We start from the raw sequence: 22575 nt of genomic DNA, 5'->3' as shown, positions 1-22575 counted from the left end.
TATTTATTAGCGGGAAGAATTATGAAACGTGCCGTCGTCGTCTTTAGCGGAGGTCAGGACTCCACCACCTGTCTGGTACAGGCGTTACAGCAGTATGATGAAGTTCACTGCGTGACCTTTGATTATGGACAGCGTCATCGTGCTGAGATTGACGTGGCCCGTGAGCTGGCGCTGAAACTGGGTGCGCGCGCCCACAAAGTGCTGGACGTGACGCTGCTTAATGAACTGGCGGTCAGCAGCCTGACACGCGACAGCATTCCGGTGCCGGACTATGAGCCGGATGCCAGCGGCATTCCGAACACCTTTGTGCCGGGGCGCAATATTCTGTTTTTAACCCTGACGGCCATTTATGCTTATCAGGTCCAGGCAGAAGCGATCATAACCGGCGTCTGCGAAACGGATTTTTCCGGCTACCCGGACTGCCGCGATGAATTCGTGAAAGCGCTGCATCATGCCGTCAGCCTCGGCATGGCAAAAGATATTCGCTTCGAGACGCCGCTGATGTGGCTCGACAAAGCGGAAACCTGGGCGCTGGCGGATCACTGGGGCAAACTGGAGCTGATCCGCAACGAGACCCTGACCTGCTACAACGGGATCAAGGGCGACGGTTGCGGCCAGTGCGCCGCCTGTAATCTGCGCGCCAACGGCCTCAATCATTACCTGGCGGATAAAAGCGGTGTGATGGCGGCGATGAAGAAAAAGACGGGGCTGGCGTAACGCCTGCGTCCGTCCCTGTTGCCCGGCGGCGCAAGCTTGCCGGGCCTACACGTTGGGCAAAGCGTTATCATAAAGCCACCCGGCATCCATACCCATCCACACAACGTCGAACCTCCAGGCCGGGTAAACGGCAGTGCCATCCGGCAACAAGCCCGCATACGCAAGGTTGTAACCGTAGGCCGGGTAAGCAAAGCGACACCCGGCAACAGACGCAAATATCTTTACCCCATCAACGCCTGTAATTTGTCACGCAACTCCCCTTCCAGTGCCAGCGCCTTCTGGGTTTTCAGGTCGATACAGACAAAGGTGATTTGCGCATCGGCGACCACCTCGCCCTCCGGCTCCAGCGTCACCGCCTGACTTAATACGCCGCTCTTGCCGTTTAGCTGCTGGATGTGGCTGGTGATGGTCAGCAGATCCCCCAGCACGGCCGGGCGGCGGTAGTTGATATTGATGTTCACCACCACAAAGGCGATGTTGCGGGCGGACATCCAGTGAAAGCTGTCGGTGTTTTCCAGGCCATCCCAGCGGGCTTCTTCCAGAAACTCCAGATAGCGGGCATTGTTGACATGCTGGTAAACGTCGATATGAAATCCACGAACTTTGATTTGAGTCTGCATAGCGCTTTAACCTTTTATTTTGTTATAGGAACAGAGGCCATCACTGGTATGACCTCTTTATCCTGGCAAAATTTAGCGACTCCGCAACCCCAAAATCTACAGGGTTAAGCGCTCAAGGTTACGTTCCACCAGCGCATTGCCCATTCCCGGCACCTGTTTGAGATCCTCCACTGTCTTAAACGGCCCGTATTCCTCCCGGTAGCTGACGATCGCCTGCGCTTTTTTCAACCCTACACCGTTAAGCACACGAGCCAGATCCTCAGCGGAGGCGGTGTTAATACTGACTTTGGTACTTTCCTCATCACCAGCTTTTGCCGCCTCCTTTACTTGCGTGACGTTTTGCGCGTCCGGCCTGGCCTCTGCTTTCGCTTGCGTCGCCGCAGGTTTAGCGGTTGCGGTCGCCGCAACGGCACTGTGTGTCATGCCTGCACAGGCAAGGCTAAGGGTAATAATGAGGGCGTTGATTCCACGTTTCATGCTGTTATCTCCTTGTTTGTTGACAGCCATCTCACGATAAACAGGCGGCTAACAGGGTGCAAACAGCAACGTGCAGAAATGGAAAAGGCCGCGAAAGCGGCCTTTAAATATTGCAGTGGGTTACATAAAGCTGCGAGGCGCCTCGTTATTGCTGAGGATCCACGATGCTACCCGTTTTGATTTTTGCTTCTTTGCGCAGATTGGTCATCAGCGCTTCAAAGGCGATTTGTGCGTTGTTCTGGGTGATACCCTGCACCATCGCTTTTTTCTGCTCTTCCGGCATGGTACCCGCTTTCACTTCATCCAGCGCCAGCAGCACCACATTGCCCTGCATGTCATTAGCAACGCCGTAAGACGGTTTATCTTTTGCAGGCAGTGGCAGCGTAAAGGCTGCCTGGCTCAGCGGATCCTGACCGGTACGGGACAGCGTTTTCGCTTCGCCGAAGCTCAGACCTGCCGTTTTCAGCGCCTCGTCACCTTTACCGGTTTTCAGGGCCGCCAGCAGTTTGTCAGCATCCAGTTTGGCCTGCTGCTGCGCTTTGGTGTGCTTAACGATGTCGGTGACCTGGGCTTTCACTTCATCCAGTGATTTCACGGCCTCCGGCTTGTGCTCGCTCACGCGGATCACGAACGCACGATCGCCATCAACGGTGATGATGTCAGAGTTGCTGCCCGGCGTGCCGTTTTCGCCTACCAGACCACCATTGAAGATGGCATCAGCAACCGGTTTGAAGTTCAGCTCTTCCGGCAGGTTGTTACGACCAAACCAGCCGGTTTCCACGGCTTTCACGCCTGCGGCCTGTTCAGCACCGGTAAGGGAGACGTTGTCATTGCTCGCCGCTTCGCTCACTTTCTGCTGTAACGCATAGAAGGCATCAAGGCCTTTTTCCTGCTTCACTTTTGCAGCCAGTTCGTCACGAACGTCAGCCAGCGGTTTCACTTTCGCCGGTTCAACGTCATCAAGACGCACCACCAGGAAACCGACGCTGGATTTGATCACGCCAGACAGCTGGCCTTTTTCTTTCAGACCGGCGTTTTTGAGTTCATCCGGTGTAGTAGACGCTTCCAGCCATCCCATATCGCCGCCGTTACGGGCAGAGATGATGTCGGAGGATTTCTCTTTCGCCAGTTGGGCGAAGTCTGCGCCTTTATTTAGTGCTTCGAGAACGGCTTTCGCCTCGTTTTCAGTTTTGGTCTGGATAACGCTGTAGCGGTTACGCTGCGGCTGGGTGAACTGATCCTGATGCTGATCGTAGTACGACTGAATGTCGGCATCGCTCACATTCTGCTGCATGTTGGCGGCATCGAGCTTAATGTAGCTGACGCGGAATTGTTCCGGCGACATGAAGTTGTTTTTGTTCTGCTCGTAGTAGCTGGTGATTTCCTGCTCGGTCACCGTCTGCTTCGCGGCCAGCGCATTGACATCGATAGTCGCTTCGCGCACGACACGTTGTTGCGCGACCAGGGTCGCCAGTTCATCGGTTTCGCCTTTCAGCATGAAATCGGTACCAGCAATGGCGTTGATCAGCTGCTGAGACACCATCTGATTACGCAGGGCTTGCGCATACTGATCGGCAGTCATGCCCATCTGATTCACCAGCGCGTTATAGCGGGTATTGTCAAAAGTGCCGTTATTCTGGAAAGCTTTGGTGGCGAAAATCGCGTTCTTCACCTGCTCATCGCTGATGCCAAGGCCAAGATGGCGGGCATACTGGTCCAGCAGCGCTTCGTCGATAAGACGATCCAGCACCTGCTGACGCATGGTTTTCATGTAATTTTCGTTCGAGGCCAGTTCGGAGAACTGCTCTCCCAGCTGTTGCTGCATACGGTTACGTTCACCGGCAACGGCATTTTCGAATTGTCCGCGACCAATTTCCTGGCCATTCACTTTTGCGGCATAATTATCACTGCCGCCAATCAGATAACCACTCACGCCGGTCAGAATGAACGACACGATAATGATCCCGAAAATGATTTTGATCACAACGCTATTAGCCGCCGTGCGTAAATTGTCCATCATGGTGTAGCAACACTCCGCTGTAGATGACTTGAGGCCCCACGCAACACTGCTTATCCTGCCGCCGCGCGCAAACCCGTATTGTGACAAGAAACCGGGGTAAATGTCAGCCCATCAGGGCCGATTAATTGGGCAATTACAAATAAAAAAGGCACATCGGTTGATGCGCCCTTGTACTTTGTCACAATCCCTTAGGAGATCGCGCTTAGTTTACCGCGTCTTTCAGCGCTTTACCTGCGCGGAAACCCGGAACTTTCGCGGCGGCGATGGTGATCTCTTTGCCTGTTTGCGGGTTGCGACCAGTACGGGCAGCACGCTCTTTAACAGCAAAAGTACCAAAACCTACCAGTGCCACGTCGTCTCCTGCCTGCAGAGATTCAGTAACAGAAGCAATTAAAGCATCTAACGCACGTCCAGCCGCAGCTTTAGAGATATCAGCCCCTGCAGCAATTTTGTCTATCAGTTGAGATTTATTCACTCTTCTCTTCCTCTCTTTATAATTTATATCGCACCTGAATCCTTCACAGAGCGACCGCGCAGCAGTTATATCAGGCCTGTCATGCCCTTACAACATCAGTTGATGATGACACATCCAGGCAGCAATCTAAATTAGCTATACAAAAAAAGGCTGGCAAGTCCGAAATGCGCTGCCAGCCTTGTTTTTCTTAGTGCTCTTTGCGCGAGGTCACTATTTTGCGCTAACGACCTGCATGCCTGACGGCTCATTTTGCAGGGCAAGAGTCAGAACTTCCTCAATGCGCTTCACCGGGTGGATCTTCAGATCGGCAATCACGTTGTCCGGAATATCTTCCAGATCGCGTTTATTTTCGTCCGGGATCAGCACGGTTTTGATGCCGCCGCGGTGTGCCGCCAGCAGTTTTTCTTTCAGACCGCCGATCGGCAGAACCAGACCACGCAGGGTGATTTCACCGGTCATCGCCACATCAGCGCGAACCGGGTTACCGGTCAGACAGGAGACCAGCGCGGTACACATAGCGATACCGGCGCTCGGACCGTCTTTCGGGGTCGCCCCTTCAGGTACGTGCACGTGGATGTCGCGTTTCTCGTAGAAATCCGGGTTGATGCCCAGTTTTTCTGCGCGTGCACGCACCACGGTCAGCGCTGCCTGAATAGATTCCTGCATTACTTCACCCAGAGAGCCGGTGTAGGTCAGCTTACCTTTGCCCGGCACGCAGGCGGTTTCAATGGTCAGCAGATCGCCACCCACTTCCGTCCACGCCAGACCGGTCACCTGGCCGACACGGTTTTCATCATCGGCACGACCATAGTCGAAACGTTGTACGCCCAGGAACTCGTGCAGGTTATCGCCGGTGATGTGGATATGCTTCACGGATTTATCCAGCAGCAGTTGCTTCACTGCTTTACGGCACAGCTTGGAGATTTCACGCTCCAGGCTACGCACGCCCGCTTCACGGGTGTAGTAACGGATAATGCCGATGATTGCACTGTCATCAACAGTGATTTCGCCCGGTTTCAGTGCGTTACGCTCAATCTGCTTCGACAGCAGGTGACGCTTCGCGATGTTCAGTTTTTCGTCTTCGGTGTAACCGGAAAGACGGATCACTTCCATACGATCCAGCAGCGGTGCCGGAATGTTCATCGAGTTGGAAGTGGCGACAAACATTACATCGCTCAGATCGTAATCGACTTCCAGGTAGTGATCGCTGAACGCAACGTTCTGTTCCGGATCCAGCACTTCAAGCAGAGCCGATGCCGGATCGCCACGCATGTCCGAGGACATTTTGTCGATCTCATCAAGCAGGAACAGCGGGTTTTTAACGCCCACTTTCGCCATTTTCTGGATCAGTTTGCCCGGCATAGAACCGATATAGGTGCGACGGTGCCCGCGGATTTCCGCTTCGTCACGCACGCCGCCCAGCGCCATACGCACATATTTGCGTCCGGTGGCCTGCGCGATAGACTGACCCAGAGAGGTTTTACCCACCCCCGGCGGCCCGACCAGGCACAGGATCGGCCCTTTCAGCTTGTTCACACGGCTCTGCACCGCAAGGTATTCAAGAATGCGGTCTTTCACGCGTTCCAGACCGTAGTGGTCTCTATCAAGGATTTCCTGCGCCTGACGCAGGTCTTTCTTCACCTTGCTACGCGCGTTCCACGGTACCTGGATCATCCACTCGATGTAGCCACGTACCACGGTCGCTTCAGCCGACATCGGAGACATCATTTTCAGCTTCTGCAGTTCTGCTTCGGCTTTCTCTTTTGCCTCTTTCGGCATTTTCGCCGCGTCGATCTTACGCTTCAGCGCTTCGTTTTCGTCCGGCGCGTCGTCCATTTCGCCGAGTTCTTTCTGAATGGCTTTCATTTGCTCGTTCAGATAGTACTCGCGCTGGGATTTCTCCATCTGCTTTTTCACGCGGTTACGAATGCGCTTCTCAACCTGCAGCAGATCGATTTCCGATTCCATCATCGCCATCAGATATTCCAGACGTTCGTTCACGTCGGACATCTCTAATACGGACTGTTTGTCCGCGAGTTTCAGCGGCATATGCGCGGCGATGGTATCAGCCAGACGTGCAGGATCGTCGATGCTGTTCAGCGACGTCAGCACTTCCGGTGGGATTTTTTTGTTGAGCTTGATATAGCCTTCGAACTGGCTGATGGCCGTGCGTACCAGCACTTCCTGCTCGCGCTCGTCAATGGCCGGCGATTCCAGGTACTCCGCTTTCGCGGAGAAGTGTTCCCCGTCGTCAGACAGCGCTGAAATGCGCGCGCGCTGCAAACCTTCGACCAGCACTTTTACGGTGCCGTCCGGCAGTTTGAGCATCTGCAAAATAGAGGCCACGGTCCCGACGGTGAAAAGATCATTTACACCCGGCTCATCCGTTGACGCTTCTTTCTGCGCGACCAGCATGATTTTTTTATCATGATCCATGGCGGCTTCAAGGCAACGGATAGATTTTTCCCGCCCTACAAATAAGGGTATGACCATGTGCGGATAAACCACCACATCGCGCAGCGGCAATACGGGGATTTCAATGCGTTCAGAACGCTCAGGATTCATAGAGCTCTCTCTTAGTTTAGTGTCCGCCAGGTAATCAGGTGGCATGACTGTGCTTCACGCAACCATTAACATGTATGTCAGTATATGGGGATGTTTCCCGGACATTCAACGTCGGGGAACAGGAAAAATAAAAGGGGAGATAAAATCCCCCCTTTTTTATTAACTGACTGTATGTTTTGGCGATTTATTCACCAGAAGCTTGCTGCGCTTCCGGTTTGCCATACATCAGCATTGGTTTGGATTGACCCTGAATGACGGACTCATCGATGACCACTTTCTCGACATCTTCCATGGACGGCAAATCGTACATGGTGTCGAGCAGCGCGGCTTCAACGATAGAACGCAGGCCACGTGCACCGGTTTTACGCGCCATCGCTTTCTTGGCGATGGCATCCAGCGCTTCGTCGCGGAATTCAAGATCCACCCCTTCCAGATTAAACAGCGCCTGATACTGCTTGGTCAGGGCGTTTTTCGGTTCTTTCAGGATCTGGATCAGTGCGTCTTCGCTCAGTTCGTTCAGCGTGGCAACAACCGGCAGACGACCGATGAATTCAGGGATCAGACCGAATTTGATCAGATCTTCCGGCTCCACCTGGGCCAGCAGTTCGCCTTCCTGCGGTTTTTCAGATTTCCCTTTTACCGTCGCGCCAAAACCAATGCCGGAGCCGGTTTCTACACGATGGGAGATCACTTTATCGAGGCCTGCAAACGCGCCGCCACAGATAAAGAGGATCTTGGAGGTATCAACCTGCAGGAACTCCTGCTGCGGATGCTTGCGTCCACCCTGCGGCGGAACAGCAGCAACAGTGCCTTCAATCAGTTTCAACAGCGCCTGCTGCACGCCTTCACCGGAAACGTCACGGGTGATGGACGGGTTATCAGATTTACGAGAAATCTTGTCGATTTCATCGATATAGACGATGCCGCGCTGCGCTTTTTGCACGTCGTAGTCGCATTTTTGCAGCAGCTTCTGGATGATGTTTTCCACATCTTCACCCACGTAGCCAGCTTCGGTTAGGGTGGTAGCATCCGCCATGGTGAACGGCACATCCAGCAGGCGTGCCAGCGTTTCGGCCAGCAGCGTTTTACCGGAACCGGTTGGGCCGATCAGCAGAATGTTACTTTTGCCAAGCTCAACACCGTTGCTCGTATCACCGTTACGCAGACGTTTGTAGTGGTTGTAAACCGCTACGGCCAGCACTTTTTTGGCCTGTTCCTGACCAATGACATAATCATCCAGATGGTGACGGATTTCATGCGGCGTCGGCAGCGCGCTACGCTCGCGATGCGGCGCAACTTCTTTGATCTCTTCGCGAATGATGTCATTACACAGATCAACACATTCGTCGCAGATATACACGGACGGCCCGGCAATCAGCTTGCGCACTTCATGCTGGCTTTTGCCGCAAAAAGAGCAATACAACAGTTTGCCCGAACCATCTTTGCGTTTATCTGTCATGAGTAAAAACCTCTTTTCTGTTCTTTGTGCCGCACACGACGACGCAAATGCCAATCCAGGCGCAGGACGCTACCTGCAGGGTGCCGCTCTTAATGATTATAGCGGTACACGTCTGGCCTGAGCATTAATTACGATGGGTCAAAATCGAATCGACCAGACCGTACTCGACTGCTTCCGGAGCAGAGAGGAAGCGGTCACGTTCAGTATCACGTTCGATTTGTTCTAAAGATTGACCCGTATGGTGCGCCATAAGTTCATTCATGCGCCCTTTAACTTTCAGGATTTCACGCGCGTGAATTTCAATGTCCGTGGCCTGGCCCTGATAGCCACCCAGCGGTTGGTGAATCATGACGCGCGAATTCGGCAGGCAGAAACGCTTGCCTTTGGCGCCCGCAGTCAGCAGGAATGCGCCCATAGAGGCAGCCTGTCCCATACAAATGGTGCTGACGTCCGGCTTGATAAATTGCATGGTGTCGTAAATCGACATCCCGGCAGTGATCACACCACCTGGAGAGTTAATATACAGGTAAATGTCTTTTTCCGGGTTTTCCGCTTCCAGAAACAGCATCTGCGCCACAATCAGATTAGCCATGTGGTCTTCGACCTGGCCGGTCATGAAAATGACACGTTCCTTAAGAAGACGGGAGTAGATATCAAAAGAACGCTCACCGCGCGAGGTCTGTTCAATGACCATTGGCACCAGCGCCATATGGGGTGCAAAGTTATCTCGTTCGCCGCTGTATGACATGTCCGTCTCCTGGATAAAAAATAAATAAACCTGCTGGACCGATTCTACTTGAGTATGACTGGTCTGACTACGACCGCCCTGGACGGATATTCAGCAAGAACACTTCTGTCAGTCTCCCTGTAATGGGGATGGCTACGCCTTATTTCAAGCATAACAAGCTTTTGGCTTAACGCTAACACTGAAACGCGCTTTTAGCACTCATCCTAAAAAGTCAGGATGATAAAAAAGCCCGGCACAGTGAAGTGACGGGCTTTGTGGTCAGATGTAGTACGTAATGGCGAAACTTACGCCTGCTGGTTCATCAGCTCGTTGAAGGAAGTGGCTTTCTCAGTCACTTTCGCTTTTTCAAGCACGGCTTCAACAGCCTGCTCTTCAAGCGCAACGTTACGCATGTTTTCCATCAGCTCTTTGTTTTTGCTGTAGAATTCAACCACTTCTTTCGGATCTTCGTAGGCAGATGCCATTTCTTCGATCAGCGCATTAACGCGGGCTTCGTCAGCTTTCAGCTCGTGGGTACGGATCACTTCACCCAACAGCAGGCCAACAACTACGCGACGTTTAGCTTGTTCTTCGAACAGTTCACGCGGCAGTTCCAGCGCTTGTTTCTCGTTGCCACCAAAACGCTGTGCAGCCTGACGACGCAGGACGTCGATTTCGCTGTCGATCAGCGCAGCCGGCACGTCGATTTCGTTGGCTTTCACCAGACCGTCGATCGCCTGAGTCTTAACACGGTTACGCACGGCGCCTTTCAGCTCGCGATCCATGTTTTTACGCACTTCTGCACGCAGACCTTCAATAGAACCGTCTTCAACGCCGAAACGTTTGATGAACTCTTCGGTCAGTTCCGGCATTTCACGTTCTTCAACTTTTTTCAGGTTGATAACGAATTTAGCGGCTTTACCTTTCAGGTTTTCAGCGTGGTATTCTTCCGGGAAGGTCACGTCAATAGTGAATTCTTCGCCAGCTTTATGGCCTTTGATACCGTCTTCAAAGCCCGGGATCATACGACCCTGGCCCATTGCCAGTACGAAATCAGTGGCTTTGCCGCCTTCGAACTCTTCACCGTCTACAGAACCGGTGAAATCAACAGTCACGCGGTCTTCAGCTTCAACAGCGCCGTCTTTTTCTTTCCAGGTCGCCTGCTGCTTGCGCAGGGTGTCGAGCATGCCATCAACGTCAGCTTCGGTCACTTCAACAACCGGCTTCTCAACTTCGATGGTATCCAGACCAGAGAGTTTCACTTCGGGATACACTTCGAACTCAACAGAGTAAGTGAAGTCTTCACCGAGTTTGTACTCGCCCGGCACATAGTTAGGTGCGCCAGCCGGATTGATTTTTTCCTGAATGATCGCATCAACAAAGTTGCGGCTCATCAGTTCGCCCAGCACGTCCTGGCGTACAGATGCGCCATAACGCTGAGCAACTACGGACATCGGTACTTTGCCCTTGCGGAAGCCGTCGATGCGAACTTTCTTCGCTACGTTAACCAGCTCGCTCTTCACAGCGGTCTCGATGCTGTCAGCAGCGATAGTGATCGTTACACGGCGCCCAAGGCCCTGAGTGTTCTCAACTGAAACTTGCATCTTGTTACCTCAAAAAATCACAGTGCTCGGTCAACTCTGGAAGCTCGTGTAAGTTTGGCTTCACAGTACCGGGATGTTCTCTTGAATCAGATATACATTCCCTGTCACCAGAATCATCCCGAAGACATTCCGAAAAATAAGACGCAGCATTATAGCGGCATCACTTTTATGAGTCGAGAACGGTTATTGCGTACCAGATCGGCATTTTTCACAATTCCCGGCTAATTTTTGTCTGAATTTGGCGCAAACCGAACAAAACTCAGGCAAAACAAAACGGCCCGCAGGCCGTTTTCACATATTCTGTACGCAACATACTGGAAAAGTTCCAGCGGTTGCAAATACGATTTATCAGGCGATGGTGCCTGCCCCCCGGCATGGTGGTGATGCCAGCACGGTATCCTGTAATCCTTCCCACTCTTTTATAGTGTAAGTATGCAGAGCTAACGCATGTACGGAACCTGCCAGTTCTTCCGCTAACGTACTGTAAATCATACGATGGCGCGTCAGGAAACGCTCGCCTGCAAAGCGATCACTTACCAGAACGACTTTGAAATGGCTTTCTGAACCGGCCGGTACATTGTGACGATAGCTTTCATCAACAACTTCGAGAAACGCGGGTTCAAACGCGGCGCTTAATTTTGATTCGATTTGGTCACGCATCATCATGATTTTATTCCTCCGACGACGATCAGAGCTCACCCTTCCCTTTAAATGTTAGCCGCTTTTACCACTTTCATAACATCAAAAAAACAAATATTTAGCTTTTGCGCGCTTTTCTCATTCAAAGGTATTAATCAATCAGGCAAGGTAACCCTCAAGGCCAAGTTTGACGCGCAGAAAACGTATGAATGGTCAGAAAACAGACAAGGCGATGAATTTACATGCGTTCCCTGGTTGCCGCCGCTGTTGGCAATGTTATGATGGCGAGAATTATTCTCTTAATAAGCATCCGATCTTCCGAGAGCCCCCGACATGTTAAAAAAACTGCTTTTCCCGTTGGTCGCCCTGTTTATGCTCGCAGGCTGCGCAACTCCGCCAAATACGATTGATGTTTCACCAAAAATTACTCTCCCGCAGCAGGATCCCAGCTTGATGGGCGTCACCGTTAGCATTAACGGTGCCGATCAACGTCAGGATCAGGCGTTGGCGAAAGTTACGCGCGACAATCAGCTAGTCACCCTGACCGCAACTCGCGATTTACGTTTCCTGCTGCAGGAAGTGCTGGAAAAACAGATGACCGCACGTGGTTATATGGTCGGCCCGAACGGTCCGGTAAACCTGCAGATCATCGTGAATCAGCTTTATGCCGATGTGTCGCAGGGTAACGTGCGCTACAACATCGCCACCAAAGCCGATATTGCTATTATTGCCACCGCGGCTAACGGCAACAAGATGACCAAAAACTATCGCGCAAGCTACTCCGTTGAAGGGGCGTTCACCGCTAAAAACGAGAACATTGCTAATGCGGTAAACAGCGTACTGACCGATACCATCGCGGACATGTCTCAGGACGTGAGCATCCACGAATTCATCAAACAGAACGCGCGTTAATTCTGTCCGCTGACCCGGCAGCCGTCGGGTCAGCGCTCCTCTTATGTCAAATCACTACCTGCGCATTTTCCAGCAACCAAAATCAGCAATCCTGCTAATCCTGGGTTTCGCCTCCGGTTTACCGCTTGCCTTGACGTCAGGCACGCTACAGGCGTGGATGACCGTCGAAAATATCGATCTGAAAACCATTGGTTTCTTTTCACTGGTCGGCCAGGCCTACGTCTTTAAGTTCCTGTGGTCGCCGGTGATGGATCGCTATACACCGTCATTTTTAGGGCGGCGTCGCGGTTGGTTGCTGACCACACAGATATTGCTGCTGGTGGCGATTGCTGCGATGGGATTTCTGGAGCCGGTCAGCCAGCTACGCTGGATGGCGGCGCTGGCGGTGGTGATCGCATTTTGCTCGGCCTCCCAGGACATTGTCTTCGACGCCTGGAAAACCGACGTATTGCCCGCAGAGGAACGCGGTGCGGGTGCGGCTATCAGCGTACTGGGCTATCGGCTCGGCATGCTGGTTTCCGGCGGGCTGGCCTTGTGGCTGGCGGATAAATGGCTTGGCTGGCAGGGCATGTACTGGCTGATGGCCGCCCTGCTGATCCCCTGCATCATCGCCACCCTGCTGGCACCGGAACCCAGTGATGTTATCCCGGTACCGAAATCCCTTGAGCAGGCGGTTGTCGCGCCGCTACGTGATTTCTTTGGCCGCAACAACGCCTGGTTGATTTTGCTGCTGATCGTCCTTTATAAGCTGGGCGATGCGTTTGCCATGAGCCTGACCACCACTTTTCTCATCCGTGGCGTCGGCTTTGATGCCGGTGAGGTGGGCGTGGTGAACAAAACGCTGGGACTGATCGCGACCATTGTCGGGGCGTTATATGGCGGCGTGCTGATGCAACGCCTGACGCTGTTCCGCGCGCTGCTGATCTTTGGCGTGCTACAGGGAGTCTCCAATGCCGGTTACTGGTGGCTGTCAGTAACCGACAAACACCTCTACAGCATGGCCGCGGCGGTATTCTTTGAAAACCTGTGCGGCGGCATGGGTACGGCGGCGTTTGTCGCCCTGTTGATGACCCTGTGTAACAAATCTTTCTCTGCCACGCAGTTTGCCCTGCTATCAGCGCTGTCTGCGGTCGGACGTGTATACGTAGGTCCCATTGCCGGTTGGTTTGTAGAGGCACATGGCTGGCCAACGTTTTATCTGTTCTCGGTTTTTGCCGCCATTCCCGGATTGCTTCTGCTGCTGGTGTGTAAGCAGACGCTGGAGTTTACTCAGCAAACGGACAGTTTCATCCCGCGTACCCAATATGCTCCTGCCTACCGACTGGCATTACGGATCCTCGCAACAGGATGCGCGCTGATTGCTGGCTGGCTGATTACTCTGCTTTTGAATGCGACCGGCCTTACCGACTGGGCGTTCGGGCTGCAACTGCTTGAGTGCGGAGCGCTGCTGGCCATAGGCGGCATCGTTTACGGCGGCGTACTGGACTACCTCGCCCTGCGCAAAACTCGTCTCATCTGAACCGGTTAACACCGGGCCTTTAATTTACCCCAGTTATTATTTTTTGATTAATTATCGAGCAATAAAATTGCCATTAGTCGCTATTATTCGTTCGCGCAAACTTAAATTTCTTTAATTATTTTGTGCGCTTTAAAATAATGACTACTCTTAAACGATTCAGCACCGTTATGAATTATTTCTCACTGATTATGTTCTTTAAATGCTGAATTAATGTTAATGATTTGTAATTAAAGCTGATTGGTTATACCAATTAGCCGATTCTATTAAGTGGAGGGCGGAGTTTTGTTCTAACATAGGTGTAACTTAGGCGATCGCGAATTTTTACAGATTGTTGCATTCTATGTGACGCGCGCGGCAGAACCCGGTTACACCTCGCTGACACCGCGCCATTCATGTTTACAGTAATGTAACCTTCCCGTAAAATGCCCGCACACTTTAAGCGCCACCTGATCCCCGTGGAATTGAGGTCGTTAAATGAGACTCAGGAAATACAATAAAAGTTTGGGACTGCTTTCGTTAATTGCAGGCACTGTTTTACTCAGTGGTTGCGATTCTGCGCTGCTGGACCCCAAAGGACAGATCGGACTGGAACAACGTTCTTTGATACTGACAGCTCTTGGGCTGATGTTGATTGTCGTGATCCCGGCTATCGTGATGGCTATCGGCTTTGCCTGGAAGTATCGGGCGTCGAATAAGGATGCCAAATACAGCCCCAACTGGTCGCACTCGAACAAAGTTGAAGCTGTTGTCTGGACCATCCCCATCTTAATCATTATTTTCCTTGCAGTACTGACATGGAAAACCACGCACGCATTAGAACCAGGCAAGCCGCTGGATCACGATGCTAAGCCGGTGACCATCGAAGTTATCGCTATGGACTGGAAATGGTTCTTCATTTATCCGGAGCAAGGTATTGCTACGGTGAATGAAATCGCCTTCCCGGCGAACACGCCAGTGGAATTCAAAATCACCTCCAACTCGGTGATGAACTCCTTCTTTATTCCGCGTCTGGGTAGCCAGATTTATGCAATGGCCGGGATGCAGACTAAGCTGCACCTGATTGCCAACGAAGCCGGCACCTATGATGGTATTTCCTCCAACTACAGTGGCGCAGGTTTCTCCGGCATGAAGTTCAAAGCTATTGCTACGCCGGATAACGCCACCTTTGACGCCTGGGTTGCCAAAGCGAAACAGTCTCCGAAAGTCATGAACGATATGGCGACGTACGAGAAAGTTGCGGCTCCGAGCGAATACAACAAGGTTGAATACTTCTCCAGCGTGAAACCGAATTTGTTTAAAGATGTTATTGGCAAATTTATGTCTCACGGGAAAAGCATGGACGTGACGCAGCCGGAAGGGGAACACAGTTCTCATGAAGGTATGGAAGGCATGGACATGAGTCACGCCCAAACCTCTCATTAAGGGGCTGAGGAATAATACGATGTTCGGAAAATTAACACTGGATGCAATCCCGTACCATGAACCCATTATCATGGTTACGGTTGCAGCAATCCTCGTCGGTGGTCTGGCGCTGGTTGCCGCACTCACTTACTTCGGTAAGTGGTCTTACTTATGGAACGAGTGGTTAACTTCCGTTGACCACAAACGCCTGGGGATTATGTATATCCTCGTCGCTATCGTTATGCTGGTGCGCGGCTTTGCCGACGCCATCATGATGCGTACCCAGCAGTTGCTGGTGTCTGCGGGAGAACAGGGCTTCTTGCCACCGCATCACTACGACCAGATCTTTACCGCCCACGGCGTCATCATGATCTTCTTCGTAGCGATGCCGTTCGTTATCGGTCTGATGAACATTGTGGTGCCGCTGCAAATCGGTGCACGTGATGTTGCTTACCCGTTCCTGAACAACCTGAGCTTCTGGTTCACCGTTGTTGGCGTTATCCTGGTGAACGTTTCGCTGGGTGTGGGCGAATTCGCACAGACTGGCTGGGTCGCTTATCCGCCACTGTCGGGCATTGAGTACAGTCCGGGGGTCGGGGTCGACTACTGGATCTGGAGTCTCCAGCTGTCCGGTATTGGTACAACGCTGACCGGTATTAACTTCTTTGTAACCATCCTGCGTATGCGTGCGCCGGGCATGACGATGTTCAAAATGCCTGTGTTCACCTGGGCGTCGCTGTGTACTAACGTACTGATTATCGTCTCCTTCCCGATCCTGACGGTGACGATAGCCCTGCTGACGCTCGACCGCTACCTGGGCACCCATTTCTTCACGAATGATATGGGTGGCAACATGATGATGTACGTGAACCTGATTTGGGCCTGGGGCCATCCGGAAGTGTACATTCTTGTTCTGCCAGTATTCGGTGTGTTCTCTGAAGTAACGGCTACCTTCTCCAGAAAGCGTCTGTTTGGCTATACCTCTCTGGTATGGGCGACCATCGCGATCACCGTGCTGTCGTTCATCGTTTGGCTGCACCACTTCTTCACCATGGGCAGCGGTGCGAACGTTAACGCCTTCTTCGGTATCACCACGATGATTATCGCCATCCCGACCGGGGTGAAGATCTTCAACTGGCTGTTTACCATGTACCAGGGCCGTATCCAGTTCCATTCCTCTATGCTGTGGACTATCGGTTTCATCGTCACCTTCTCTATCGGTGGGATGACGGGCGTGCTGCTGGCGGTGCCGGGCGCAGACTTCGTACTGCACAACAGCCTGTTCCTGGTGGCGCACTTCCATAACGTTATCATCGGTGGTGTGGTGTTCGGTTGCTTCGCGGGTATGTCGTACTGGTGGCCGAAAGCATTCGGTTACACCATGAACGAAGCCTGGGGTAAACGCGCATTCTGGTTCTGGATCATCGGCTTCTTCGTGACCTTTATGCCGCTGTACGCTATGGGCTTCATGGGTATGACCCGTCGCGTTAGCCAGGACATCGATCCGATGTTCGAACCGCTGATGATTGTGGCTGAAATCGGTGCACTGCTGATTGCCTGCGGTATCTTCAGCATCGTGATGCAGATTTATACCTCTGTACGCGATCGCGACCAGAACCGCGACCTGACGGGCGATCCGTGGGGTGGCCGTACGCTGGAGTGGGCAACCTCTTCCCCGCCGCCGTTCTACAACTTTGCCGTTGTTCCGCATATCCACGAGCGTGATGCGTTCTGGGAAATGAAAGAGAAAGGCGAAGCGTACCAGCAGCCGACGCATTATGAAGAAATTCATATGCCGAAAAACAGCGCTGCAGGCGTAGTGATCGGCGCGTTCAGTACCATTTTCGGTTTCGCCATGATCTGGCATATCTGGTGGCTCGCCATCGTTGGCTTCGCAGGTATCATCATCACCTGGATTGTGAAGAGCTTCGATGAAGACGTGGATTACTACGTTCCGGTAGCGACCGTTGAGAAACTGGAAAACCAGCACTTTGATGAAATTAGCAAAGCAGGGCTGAAAAATGTCAACTGATTCTCTGGCACATTCTGGCGCTCATGCGCACGACCATGGGCATCACGATGCAGGCGCCAATAAAGTCTTTGGCTTCTGGATCTACCTGATGAGCGACTGCATTCTCTTTGCATGTCTGTTCGCAACCTATGCCGTTCTGGTGAACGGCACAGCGGGCGGCCCGAGCGGTAAAGATATTTTCGAACTGCCGTTCGTGCTGGTGGAAACGTTCCTCCTGCTGTTTAGCTCCATTACCTACGGCATGGCGGTTATCGCCATGGATAAAGGGAACAAAAGCCAGGTTCTGTCCTGGCTGGCGCTGACCTTCCTGTTTGGTGCGGGCTTCGTGGGAATGGAAATCTATGAATTCCATCACCTGATCGCAGAAGGCTTCGGCCCGGATCGCAGTGGCTTCCTGTCAGGGTTCTTCGCCCTGGTCGGCACCCACGGTGTGCACGTGACCTCTGGTCTGGTGTGGATGGCGCTGATGATGTTCCAGGTTTCCCGTCGCGGGCTGACCAGCACTAACCGTACCCGTCTGATGTGCCTGAGCATGTTCTGGCACTTCCTGGACGTAGTATGGATCTGTGTGTTCTCTGTTGTTTACCTGATGGGGGCAATGTAATGAGTCATTCAACCGATCATAGCGGCGCTTCTCACGGTACCGTAAAAACGTACATGACAGGCTTTATCCTGTCGATCATCCTGACGGTGATCCCGTTCTGGATGGTAATGAACGGCACTGCTTCTCATGCCACGCTGGTTAGCGTCGTTGTGGGTATGGCGGTGGTACAGATTCTGGTTCATCTGGTGTGCTTCCTGCATATGAATACCTCTTCGGAGGATCGCTGGAACCTGGTGGCCTTTGTCTTTACCGTGCTGATTATCGCCATAGTCGTTGCAGGATCCATTTGGATTATGTGGAGCCTGAACAACAACATGATGGTTCACTAAGAGCGGCGAGTATGATTAAGCAATACCTGCAAGTAACGAAACCAGGCATCATTTTCGGTAACCTGATCTCCGTGATCGGGGGGTTCCTGCTGGCCTCCAAGGGCAGCATCGACTATCCCCTTTTCGCTGCTACGCTGATTGGCGTGTCACTGGTGGTCGCATCCGGTTGTGTATTTAACAACTACATCGACCGCGATATTGACCGCAAAATGGAGCGCACGAAGAACCGGGTACTGGTCAAAGGCCTGATTTCGCCGAAAATGTCGCTGGTGTATGCCACCTTGTTGGGTATTGCTGGCTTTATGCTGCTGTGGTTTGGTGCTAACCCGCTGGCCTGCTGGCTGGGCGTGATGGGGTTTGTGGTTTATGTCGGCATTTACAGCCTGTACATGAAACGTCACTCCGTTTATGGCACGCTGATTGGCTCTCTCTCCGGCGCTGCGCCGCCGGTGATTGGCTACTGCGCGGTAACCGGTGATTTTGACAGTGGTGCGCTGATCCTGCTGGCGATTTTTAGCCTGTGGCAGATGCCCCACTCCTACGCCATCGCGATTTTCCGCTTTAAGGATTATCAGGCGGCGAACATCCCGGTACTGCCGGTGGTGAAAGGCATCTCGGTTGCCAAAAACCATATCACGCTGTATATCATCGCTTTCGCTGTCGCGACGCTGATGCTCACACTGGGCGGTTATGCCGGATATAAATATCTGGTGGTGGCTGCGGCGGTGAGCGTCTGGTGGCTCGGCATGGCGCTGCGTGGTTATAAAGTGGAAGACGATAAGGTCTGGGCGCGCAAGCTGTTCGTCTTTTCTATCGTCGCCATTACCTCGCTGTCGGTGATGATGTCCGTCGACTTTATGGTCCCGGACTCACACAGCCTGCTTACTTACGTCTGGTAACGCATTAATACCTAAAAGGGTGCTACGGCACCCTTTTTTATTTGTAAAATACCCCGCTATTTACCCTACCCTGCCCCCGCACTACACTATGCCCGGCTTTAGAATTTGAGGTGGAAATGAACGATTATAAGATGACACCAGGCGAGTTACGCGCCACCTGGGGTTTAGGGACGGTGTTCTCGTTGCGTATGCTTGGCATGTTTATGGTCCTGCCCGTTCTCACCACTTACGGTATGGCTTTGCAGGGCGCAAGCGAAGCGCTGATTGGTTTCGCCATTGGTATTTATGGACTGGCACAGGCCGTTTTTCAGATCCCCTTTGGATTATTATCCGATCGTATCGGACGCAAACCCCTGATTGTCGGCGGGTTGGCTATTTTTGTCATTGGCAGCGTGGTGGCCGCGCTTTCTGACTCGATCTGGGGCATTATTCTTGGCCGTGCGCTGCAAGGCTCTGGTGCCATTGCCGCCGCCGTCATGGCCCTGCTCTCCGATTTAACCCGTGAACAAAACCGCACCAAAGCGATGGCGTTTATTGGCGTCAGCTTTGGCGTTACCTTCGCCATCGCCATGGTGCTTGGCCCTATCATCACCCATAAGTTGGGGCTACATGCGCTGTTCTGGATGATCGCCGCGCTGGCAACCGCCGGTATTGCCCTGACGCTATGGGTGGTACCGGACAGCAAAAACCACGTGCTGAACCGCGAATCGGGCATGGTAAAAGGCTGTTTTAGCAAAGTTATTGCCAGTCCGAAGCTGCTGAAGCTTAACTTTGGCATCATGTGCCTGCACATTTTGCTGATGTCGACCTTTGTCGCCCTGCCCGGCCAGCTGGAAGCGGCGGGGTTTGCCACCGCGGATCACTGGAAAATCTATCTGGTGACCATGCTGATTTCGTTTGTCTGCGTCGTGCCTTTTATTATTTACGCCGAAGTGAAACGCCGTATGAAGCGGGTATTTGTCTTTTGCGTGGCGCTGCTTTTGATCGCGGAGATCGTGCTGTGGGGTGCCGGGCCGCATTTCTGGGAGCAGGTGCTGGGTGTACAGATCTTCTTCCTCGCCTTCAACCTGATGGAAGCGCTGCTGCCGTCTCTGATCAGCAAAGAAGCCCCGGCGGGATATAAAGGCACGGCGATGGGTATCTATTCCACCAGTCAGTTCCTGGGGGTGGCCATTGGCGGCTCGATGGCAGGCTGGGTGGACGGTATGTTTGATTCGCAGACAGTATTTCTGGCTGGCGCGCTGCTGGCAACCATCTGGCTGCTGGTGTCGCTGACCATGAGCGAACCAGCTTACGTCAGCAGTCTGCGTGTGGAAATTCCGGCGGATGTTCCGGCAGACGACGCGCTGGGCGAGCAGTTACGGGCGTTGCCAGGGGTGAGCGAGGTTTTGGTGGTGCAGGATGAGCGAAGCGTATACATCAAAATCGACAGCAAAGTCACTAATCGCTTTGAGATCGAACAGGCTATAAAACAGGCGTAAAAAAAGCGGGTCTCCCCGCTTTTTCTTAATCGCGGAAGTTTTTGAACTGGAACGGCTGCCCCAGATCGCCGCCGCGTACCAGCGCCATCGCCGCCTGCAAATCGTCGCGTGATTTACCGGTCACGCGCACTTCTTCACCCTGGATCTGCGACTGCACTTTCAGCTTGCTGTCTTTGATCAGTTTGACGAGTTTCTTCTGCGTCGCGCTTTCAATCCCTTGTTTCAGCTTCGCTTCAACAAACCAGGTTTTACCGCTGTGCACGAAGGTTTCCGGTACGTCCAGCGACGCGCCTTCAATACCGCGCTTCAGCAGCTTGGCGCGCAGAATATCCAGCAACTGGTTAACCTGGAAATCAGATTCACTCAGCACTTTAATGGTTTTATTCGCCTCCTTCAGCTCGAAAGTGGCTTCTACGCCGCGAAAATCGAAACGCGACTCCACTTCACGGCTGGCATTGTCGACCGCATTGCGGACTTCCTGAAGATCAACTTCAGAGACAATATCGAAAGATGGCATCTTTTCTTCTCCCTCTCTATATATTGCGATGCATAATACCTGCTAAGAAGCATAACTCAACTTGTTATGCCCGTAAGTGTTGCAGGCCAGGAGGAACAATGAAAATTACCGTGCTCGGATGCGGGGCATTAGGTCAGCTATGGCTGACCGCGCTGTGTAAGCATGGGCATGAGGTGCAGGGCTGGCTTCGTGTGCCGCAGCCTTATTGCAGCGTCAACCTGATCGAAGAAGACGGCACCATTTTTAATGAGTCTCTTACGGCGAACGATCCCGATTTTCTGGCGCAAAGCGATCTGCTGCTGGTAAGTCTTAAAGCATGGCAGGTGTCAGAGCCGGTGCGAAACCTCTCCGCCAGAATGCCTGCTACCACGCCGATTTTACTGATCCATAACGGCATGGGTACGGTGGATGAGCTGAAAAGCATTCCTCAGCCTCTGCTGATGGGCACAACGACCCACGCCGCCCGGCGCGATGGCAACATTATTCTGCACGTCGCCAGCGGCACCACGCATATCGGCCCGGCGCGCCAGCAGGACGGAGATTACAGCTATCTGGCGGATATTCTCCAGGATGTGCTGCCCGACGTCGCCTGGCATAACACCATCCGTCCGGAGCTGTGGCGCAAGCTGGCGGTGAACTGCGTGATAAATCCGCTGACCGCGCTGTGGAACTGTCCGAACGGCGAGTTACAGGCGCATTCGGCGCTGATCCAGACGTTGTGCCACGAAGTCGCGGCGGTGATGGAGCGAGAAGGTCATCATACCTCCGTCGAGGATTTACTGGTGTACGTGAACCAGATCATCGCCAGCACCAAAGAGAACATATCGTCGATGTTGCAGGACGTGCGCGCCCTGCGCCACACTGAAATTGATTACATTACCGGGTATTTACTCAAACGCGCCCGCGCGCACGGTATTGCGGTACCGGAAAATACCCGCCTGTATGAACTTGTTAAGCGTAAGGAAAGTGAATATGAGCCCGTCAGCACTGATATGCCTCGCCCCTGGTAGTGAAGAAATGGAAGCCGTCACTACGCTCGATCTGCTGGTGCGTGGCGGCATCAACGTCACCACCGCCAGCGTTGCCAGCGACGGTGATCTGCGGATCGTCTGCTCGCGCGGCGTGAAGCTACTTGCCGATGCGCCGCTGGTGGAAGTGGCGGACGGCGACTATGACATCATCGTCCTGCCGGGCGGTATTAAAGGTGCCGAATGTTTCCGTGACAGCCCGCTGCTGGTAGAGACGGTGCGGCAGTTCCATCTTTCAGGCCGTATCGTTGCCACCATCTGCGCCGCCGCAGCCACCGTGCTGGTTCCTCACGATCTGTTTCCCATCGGCAACATGACCGGCTTTCCTGCGCTGAAAGAGCGTATCCCGGCGGAGCAGTGGCAGGATAAACGGGTGGTCTGGGATCCGCGCGTCAATCTGATCACCAGCCAGGGGCCGGGCACCGCCATTGATTTTGGTTTGAAAATTATCGATCTGCTGGTCGGGCGTGAAAAAGCCTATGAAGTGGCGTCACAACTGGTGATGCCGGCAGGGATTTATAATTATTACGAATAAAAAAAGCGCCTTGCG

21 protein-coding genes are annotated in these 22575 nt (G+C 52.9%); 11 read left to right on the top strand and 10 right to left on the bottom strand.

Annotation, left to right across the window (positions count from 1 at the left end; all coding sequences use genetic code 11):
* The first annotated feature begins 21 nt into the window (after positions 1 to 21).
* On the top strand, positions 22 to 717 hold the full coding sequence (queC, locus tag KW828_RS11530) for a 7-cyano-7-deazaguanine synthase QueC (protein ID WP_218336482.1): 696 nt from the start codon (positions 22 to 24) through the stop codon (positions 715 to 717).
* A gap of 221 nt (positions 718 to 938) precedes the next feature.
* Here queC and KW828_RS11525 read toward each other — a convergent pair whose 3' ends face one another.
* From KW828_RS11525 to bolA, 9 genes are all read right to left on the bottom strand, one after another.
* Positions 939 to 1337 (bottom strand): YbgC/FadM family acyl-CoA thioesterase, encoded by a 399-nt coding sequence (locus KW828_RS11525; RefSeq protein ID WP_218336481.1) that lies wholly within the window; start codon positions 1335 to 1337, stop codon positions 939 to 941.
* Between the two features lie 96 nt (positions 1338 to 1433).
* Positions 1434 to 1814 (bottom strand): helix-hairpin-helix domain-containing protein, encoded by a 381-nt coding sequence (locus KW828_RS11520; protein WP_218336480.1) that lies wholly within the window; start codon positions 1812 to 1814, stop codon positions 1434 to 1436.
* 145 nt (positions 1815 to 1959) lie between these two features.
* Positions 1960 to 3834, bottom strand: coding sequence for a peptidylprolyl isomerase (gene ppiD / locus KW828_RS11515; protein ID WP_218336479.1), 1875 nt, complete (start codon positions 3832 to 3834; stop codon positions 1960 to 1962).
* Between the two features lie 202 nt (positions 3835 to 4036).
* Positions 4037 to 4309 (bottom strand): nucleoid-associated protein HU-beta, encoded by a 273-nt coding sequence (hupB, locus tag KW828_RS11510; protein ID WP_002444653.1) that lies wholly within the window; start codon positions 4307 to 4309, stop codon positions 4037 to 4039.
* 210 nt (positions 4310 to 4519) lie between these two features.
* Entirely contained in the window at positions 4520 to 6874 is a 2355-nt protein-coding gene (gene lon, locus KW828_RS11505) for an endopeptidase La (RefSeq protein ID WP_088220228.1), read from the bottom strand.
* Between the two features lie 184 nt (positions 6875 to 7058).
* Positions 7059 to 8333 carry an ATP-dependent protease ATP-binding subunit ClpX gene (clpX, locus tag KW828_RS11500; protein ID WP_088220229.1) on the bottom strand — a complete coding sequence of 425 codons (1275 nt, stop codon included), beginning with the start codon at positions 8331 to 8333 and terminating at the stop codon, positions 7059 to 7061.
* A gap of 124 nt (positions 8334 to 8457) precedes the next feature.
* Positions 8458 to 9081: an ATP-dependent Clp endopeptidase proteolytic subunit ClpP gene (gene clpP, locus KW828_RS11495; RefSeq protein ID WP_032616835.1), complete on the bottom strand. Its 624-nt coding sequence runs from the start codon at positions 9079 to 9081 to the stop codon at positions 8458 to 8460.
* A 284-nt stretch (positions 9082 to 9365) separates the two neighbouring features.
* Positions 9366 to 10664 (bottom strand): trigger factor, encoded by a 1299-nt coding sequence (gene tig / locus KW828_RS11490; protein ID WP_218336478.1) that lies wholly within the window; start codon positions 10662 to 10664, stop codon positions 9366 to 9368.
* A gap of 348 nt (positions 10665 to 11012) precedes the next feature.
* The gene (gene bolA / locus KW828_RS11485) at positions 11013 to 11330 is read right to left on the bottom strand and encodes a transcriptional regulator BolA (RefSeq protein ID WP_218336477.1); all 318 of its coding nucleotides are present in this window, start codon (positions 11328 to 11330) and stop codon (positions 11013 to 11015) included.
* Between the two features lie 306 nt (positions 11331 to 11636).
* On the opposite strand from bolA, the gene KW828_RS11480 reads away from it, so the two are divergent.
* From KW828_RS11480 to KW828_RS11445, 8 genes are all read left to right on the top strand, one after another.
* Positions 11637 to 12215, top strand: coding sequence for a lipoprotein (locus KW828_RS11480; RefSeq protein ID WP_218336476.1), 579 nt, complete (start codon positions 11637 to 11639; stop codon positions 12213 to 12215).
* A gap of 43 nt (positions 12216 to 12258) precedes the next feature.
* Complete coding sequence (ampG, locus tag KW828_RS11475) at positions 12259 to 13734, top strand: muropeptide MFS transporter AmpG (protein WP_218336475.1); 1476 nt, start codon at positions 12259 to 12261, stop codon at positions 13732 to 13734.
* 474 nt (positions 13735 to 14208) lie between these two features.
* Positions 14209 to 15156, top strand: a complete 948-nt coding sequence (cyoA, locus tag KW828_RS11470; protein ID WP_088220234.1) for a cytochrome o ubiquinol oxidase subunit II — start codon at positions 14209 to 14211, stop codon at positions 15154 to 15156.
* A 19-nt stretch (positions 15157 to 15175) separates the two neighbouring features.
* Positions 15176 to 17167 carry a cytochrome o ubiquinol oxidase subunit I gene (gene cyoB, locus KW828_RS11465; protein WP_218336474.1) on the top strand — a complete coding sequence of 664 codons (1992 nt, stop codon included), beginning with the start codon at positions 15176 to 15178 and terminating at the stop codon, positions 17165 to 17167.
* A complete protein-coding gene (locus tag KW828_RS11460; RefSeq protein ID WP_072567541.1) occupies positions 17157 to 17771 on the top strand; it encodes a cytochrome o ubiquinol oxidase subunit III in 615 nt (204 codons plus the stop codon). The genes cyoB and KW828_RS11460 overlap by 11 nt, the downstream gene beginning before the upstream one ends.
* The gene (locus KW828_RS11455; protein WP_088220236.1) at positions 17771 to 18100 is read left to right on the top strand and encodes a cytochrome o ubiquinol oxidase subunit IV; all 330 of its coding nucleotides are present in this window, start codon (positions 17771 to 17773) and stop codon (positions 18098 to 18100) included. The genes KW828_RS11460 and KW828_RS11455 overlap by 1 nt, the downstream gene beginning before the upstream one ends.
* An 11-nt stretch (positions 18101 to 18111) precedes the next feature.
* Entirely contained in the window at positions 18112 to 18999 is an 888-nt protein-coding gene (gene cyoE, locus KW828_RS11450; protein ID WP_088220237.1) for a heme o synthase, read from the top strand.
* Between the two features lie 116 nt (positions 19000 to 19115).
* Positions 19116 to 20480, top strand: a complete 1365-nt coding sequence (locus KW828_RS11445) for an MFS transporter (protein WP_218336473.1) — start codon at positions 19116 to 19118, stop codon at positions 20478 to 20480.
* Positions 20481 to 20505: 25 nt separating this feature from the next.
* Here the strand turns inward: KW828_RS11445 and KW828_RS11440 are convergent, their stop codons facing one another.
* Positions 20506 to 20997: a YajQ family cyclic di-GMP-binding protein gene (locus KW828_RS11440; RefSeq protein ID WP_218336472.1), complete on the bottom strand. Its 492-nt coding sequence runs from the start codon at positions 20995 to 20997 to the stop codon at positions 20506 to 20508.
* Positions 20998 to 21095: 98 nt separating this feature from the next.
* On the opposite strand from KW828_RS11440, the gene panE reads away from it, so the two are divergent.
* Both panE and yajL read left to right on the top strand, forming a co-directional pair.
* Positions 21096 to 22007 (top strand): 2-dehydropantoate 2-reductase, encoded by a 912-nt coding sequence (gene panE / locus KW828_RS11435; protein ID WP_218336471.1) that lies wholly within the window; start codon positions 21096 to 21098, stop codon positions 22005 to 22007.
* A complete protein-coding gene (gene yajL, locus KW828_RS11430; RefSeq protein WP_218336470.1) occupies positions 21970 to 22560 on the top strand; it encodes a protein deglycase YajL in 591 nt (196 codons plus the stop codon). The genes panE and yajL overlap by 38 nt, the downstream gene beginning before the upstream one ends.
* The last annotated feature ends 15 nt before the right edge of the window (positions 22561 to 22575 follow it).

Source organism: Enterobacter sp. ENT03 (assembly GCF_019218745.1).
In the GTDB taxonomy this organism is placed as follows: Bacteria; Pseudomonadota; Gammaproteobacteria; order Enterobacterales; family Enterobacteriaceae; genus Enterobacter_D.
The sequence above is the reverse complement of the archived record's forward strand: the minus strand, read 5'-3'. Positions and strand labels throughout refer to the sequence as shown.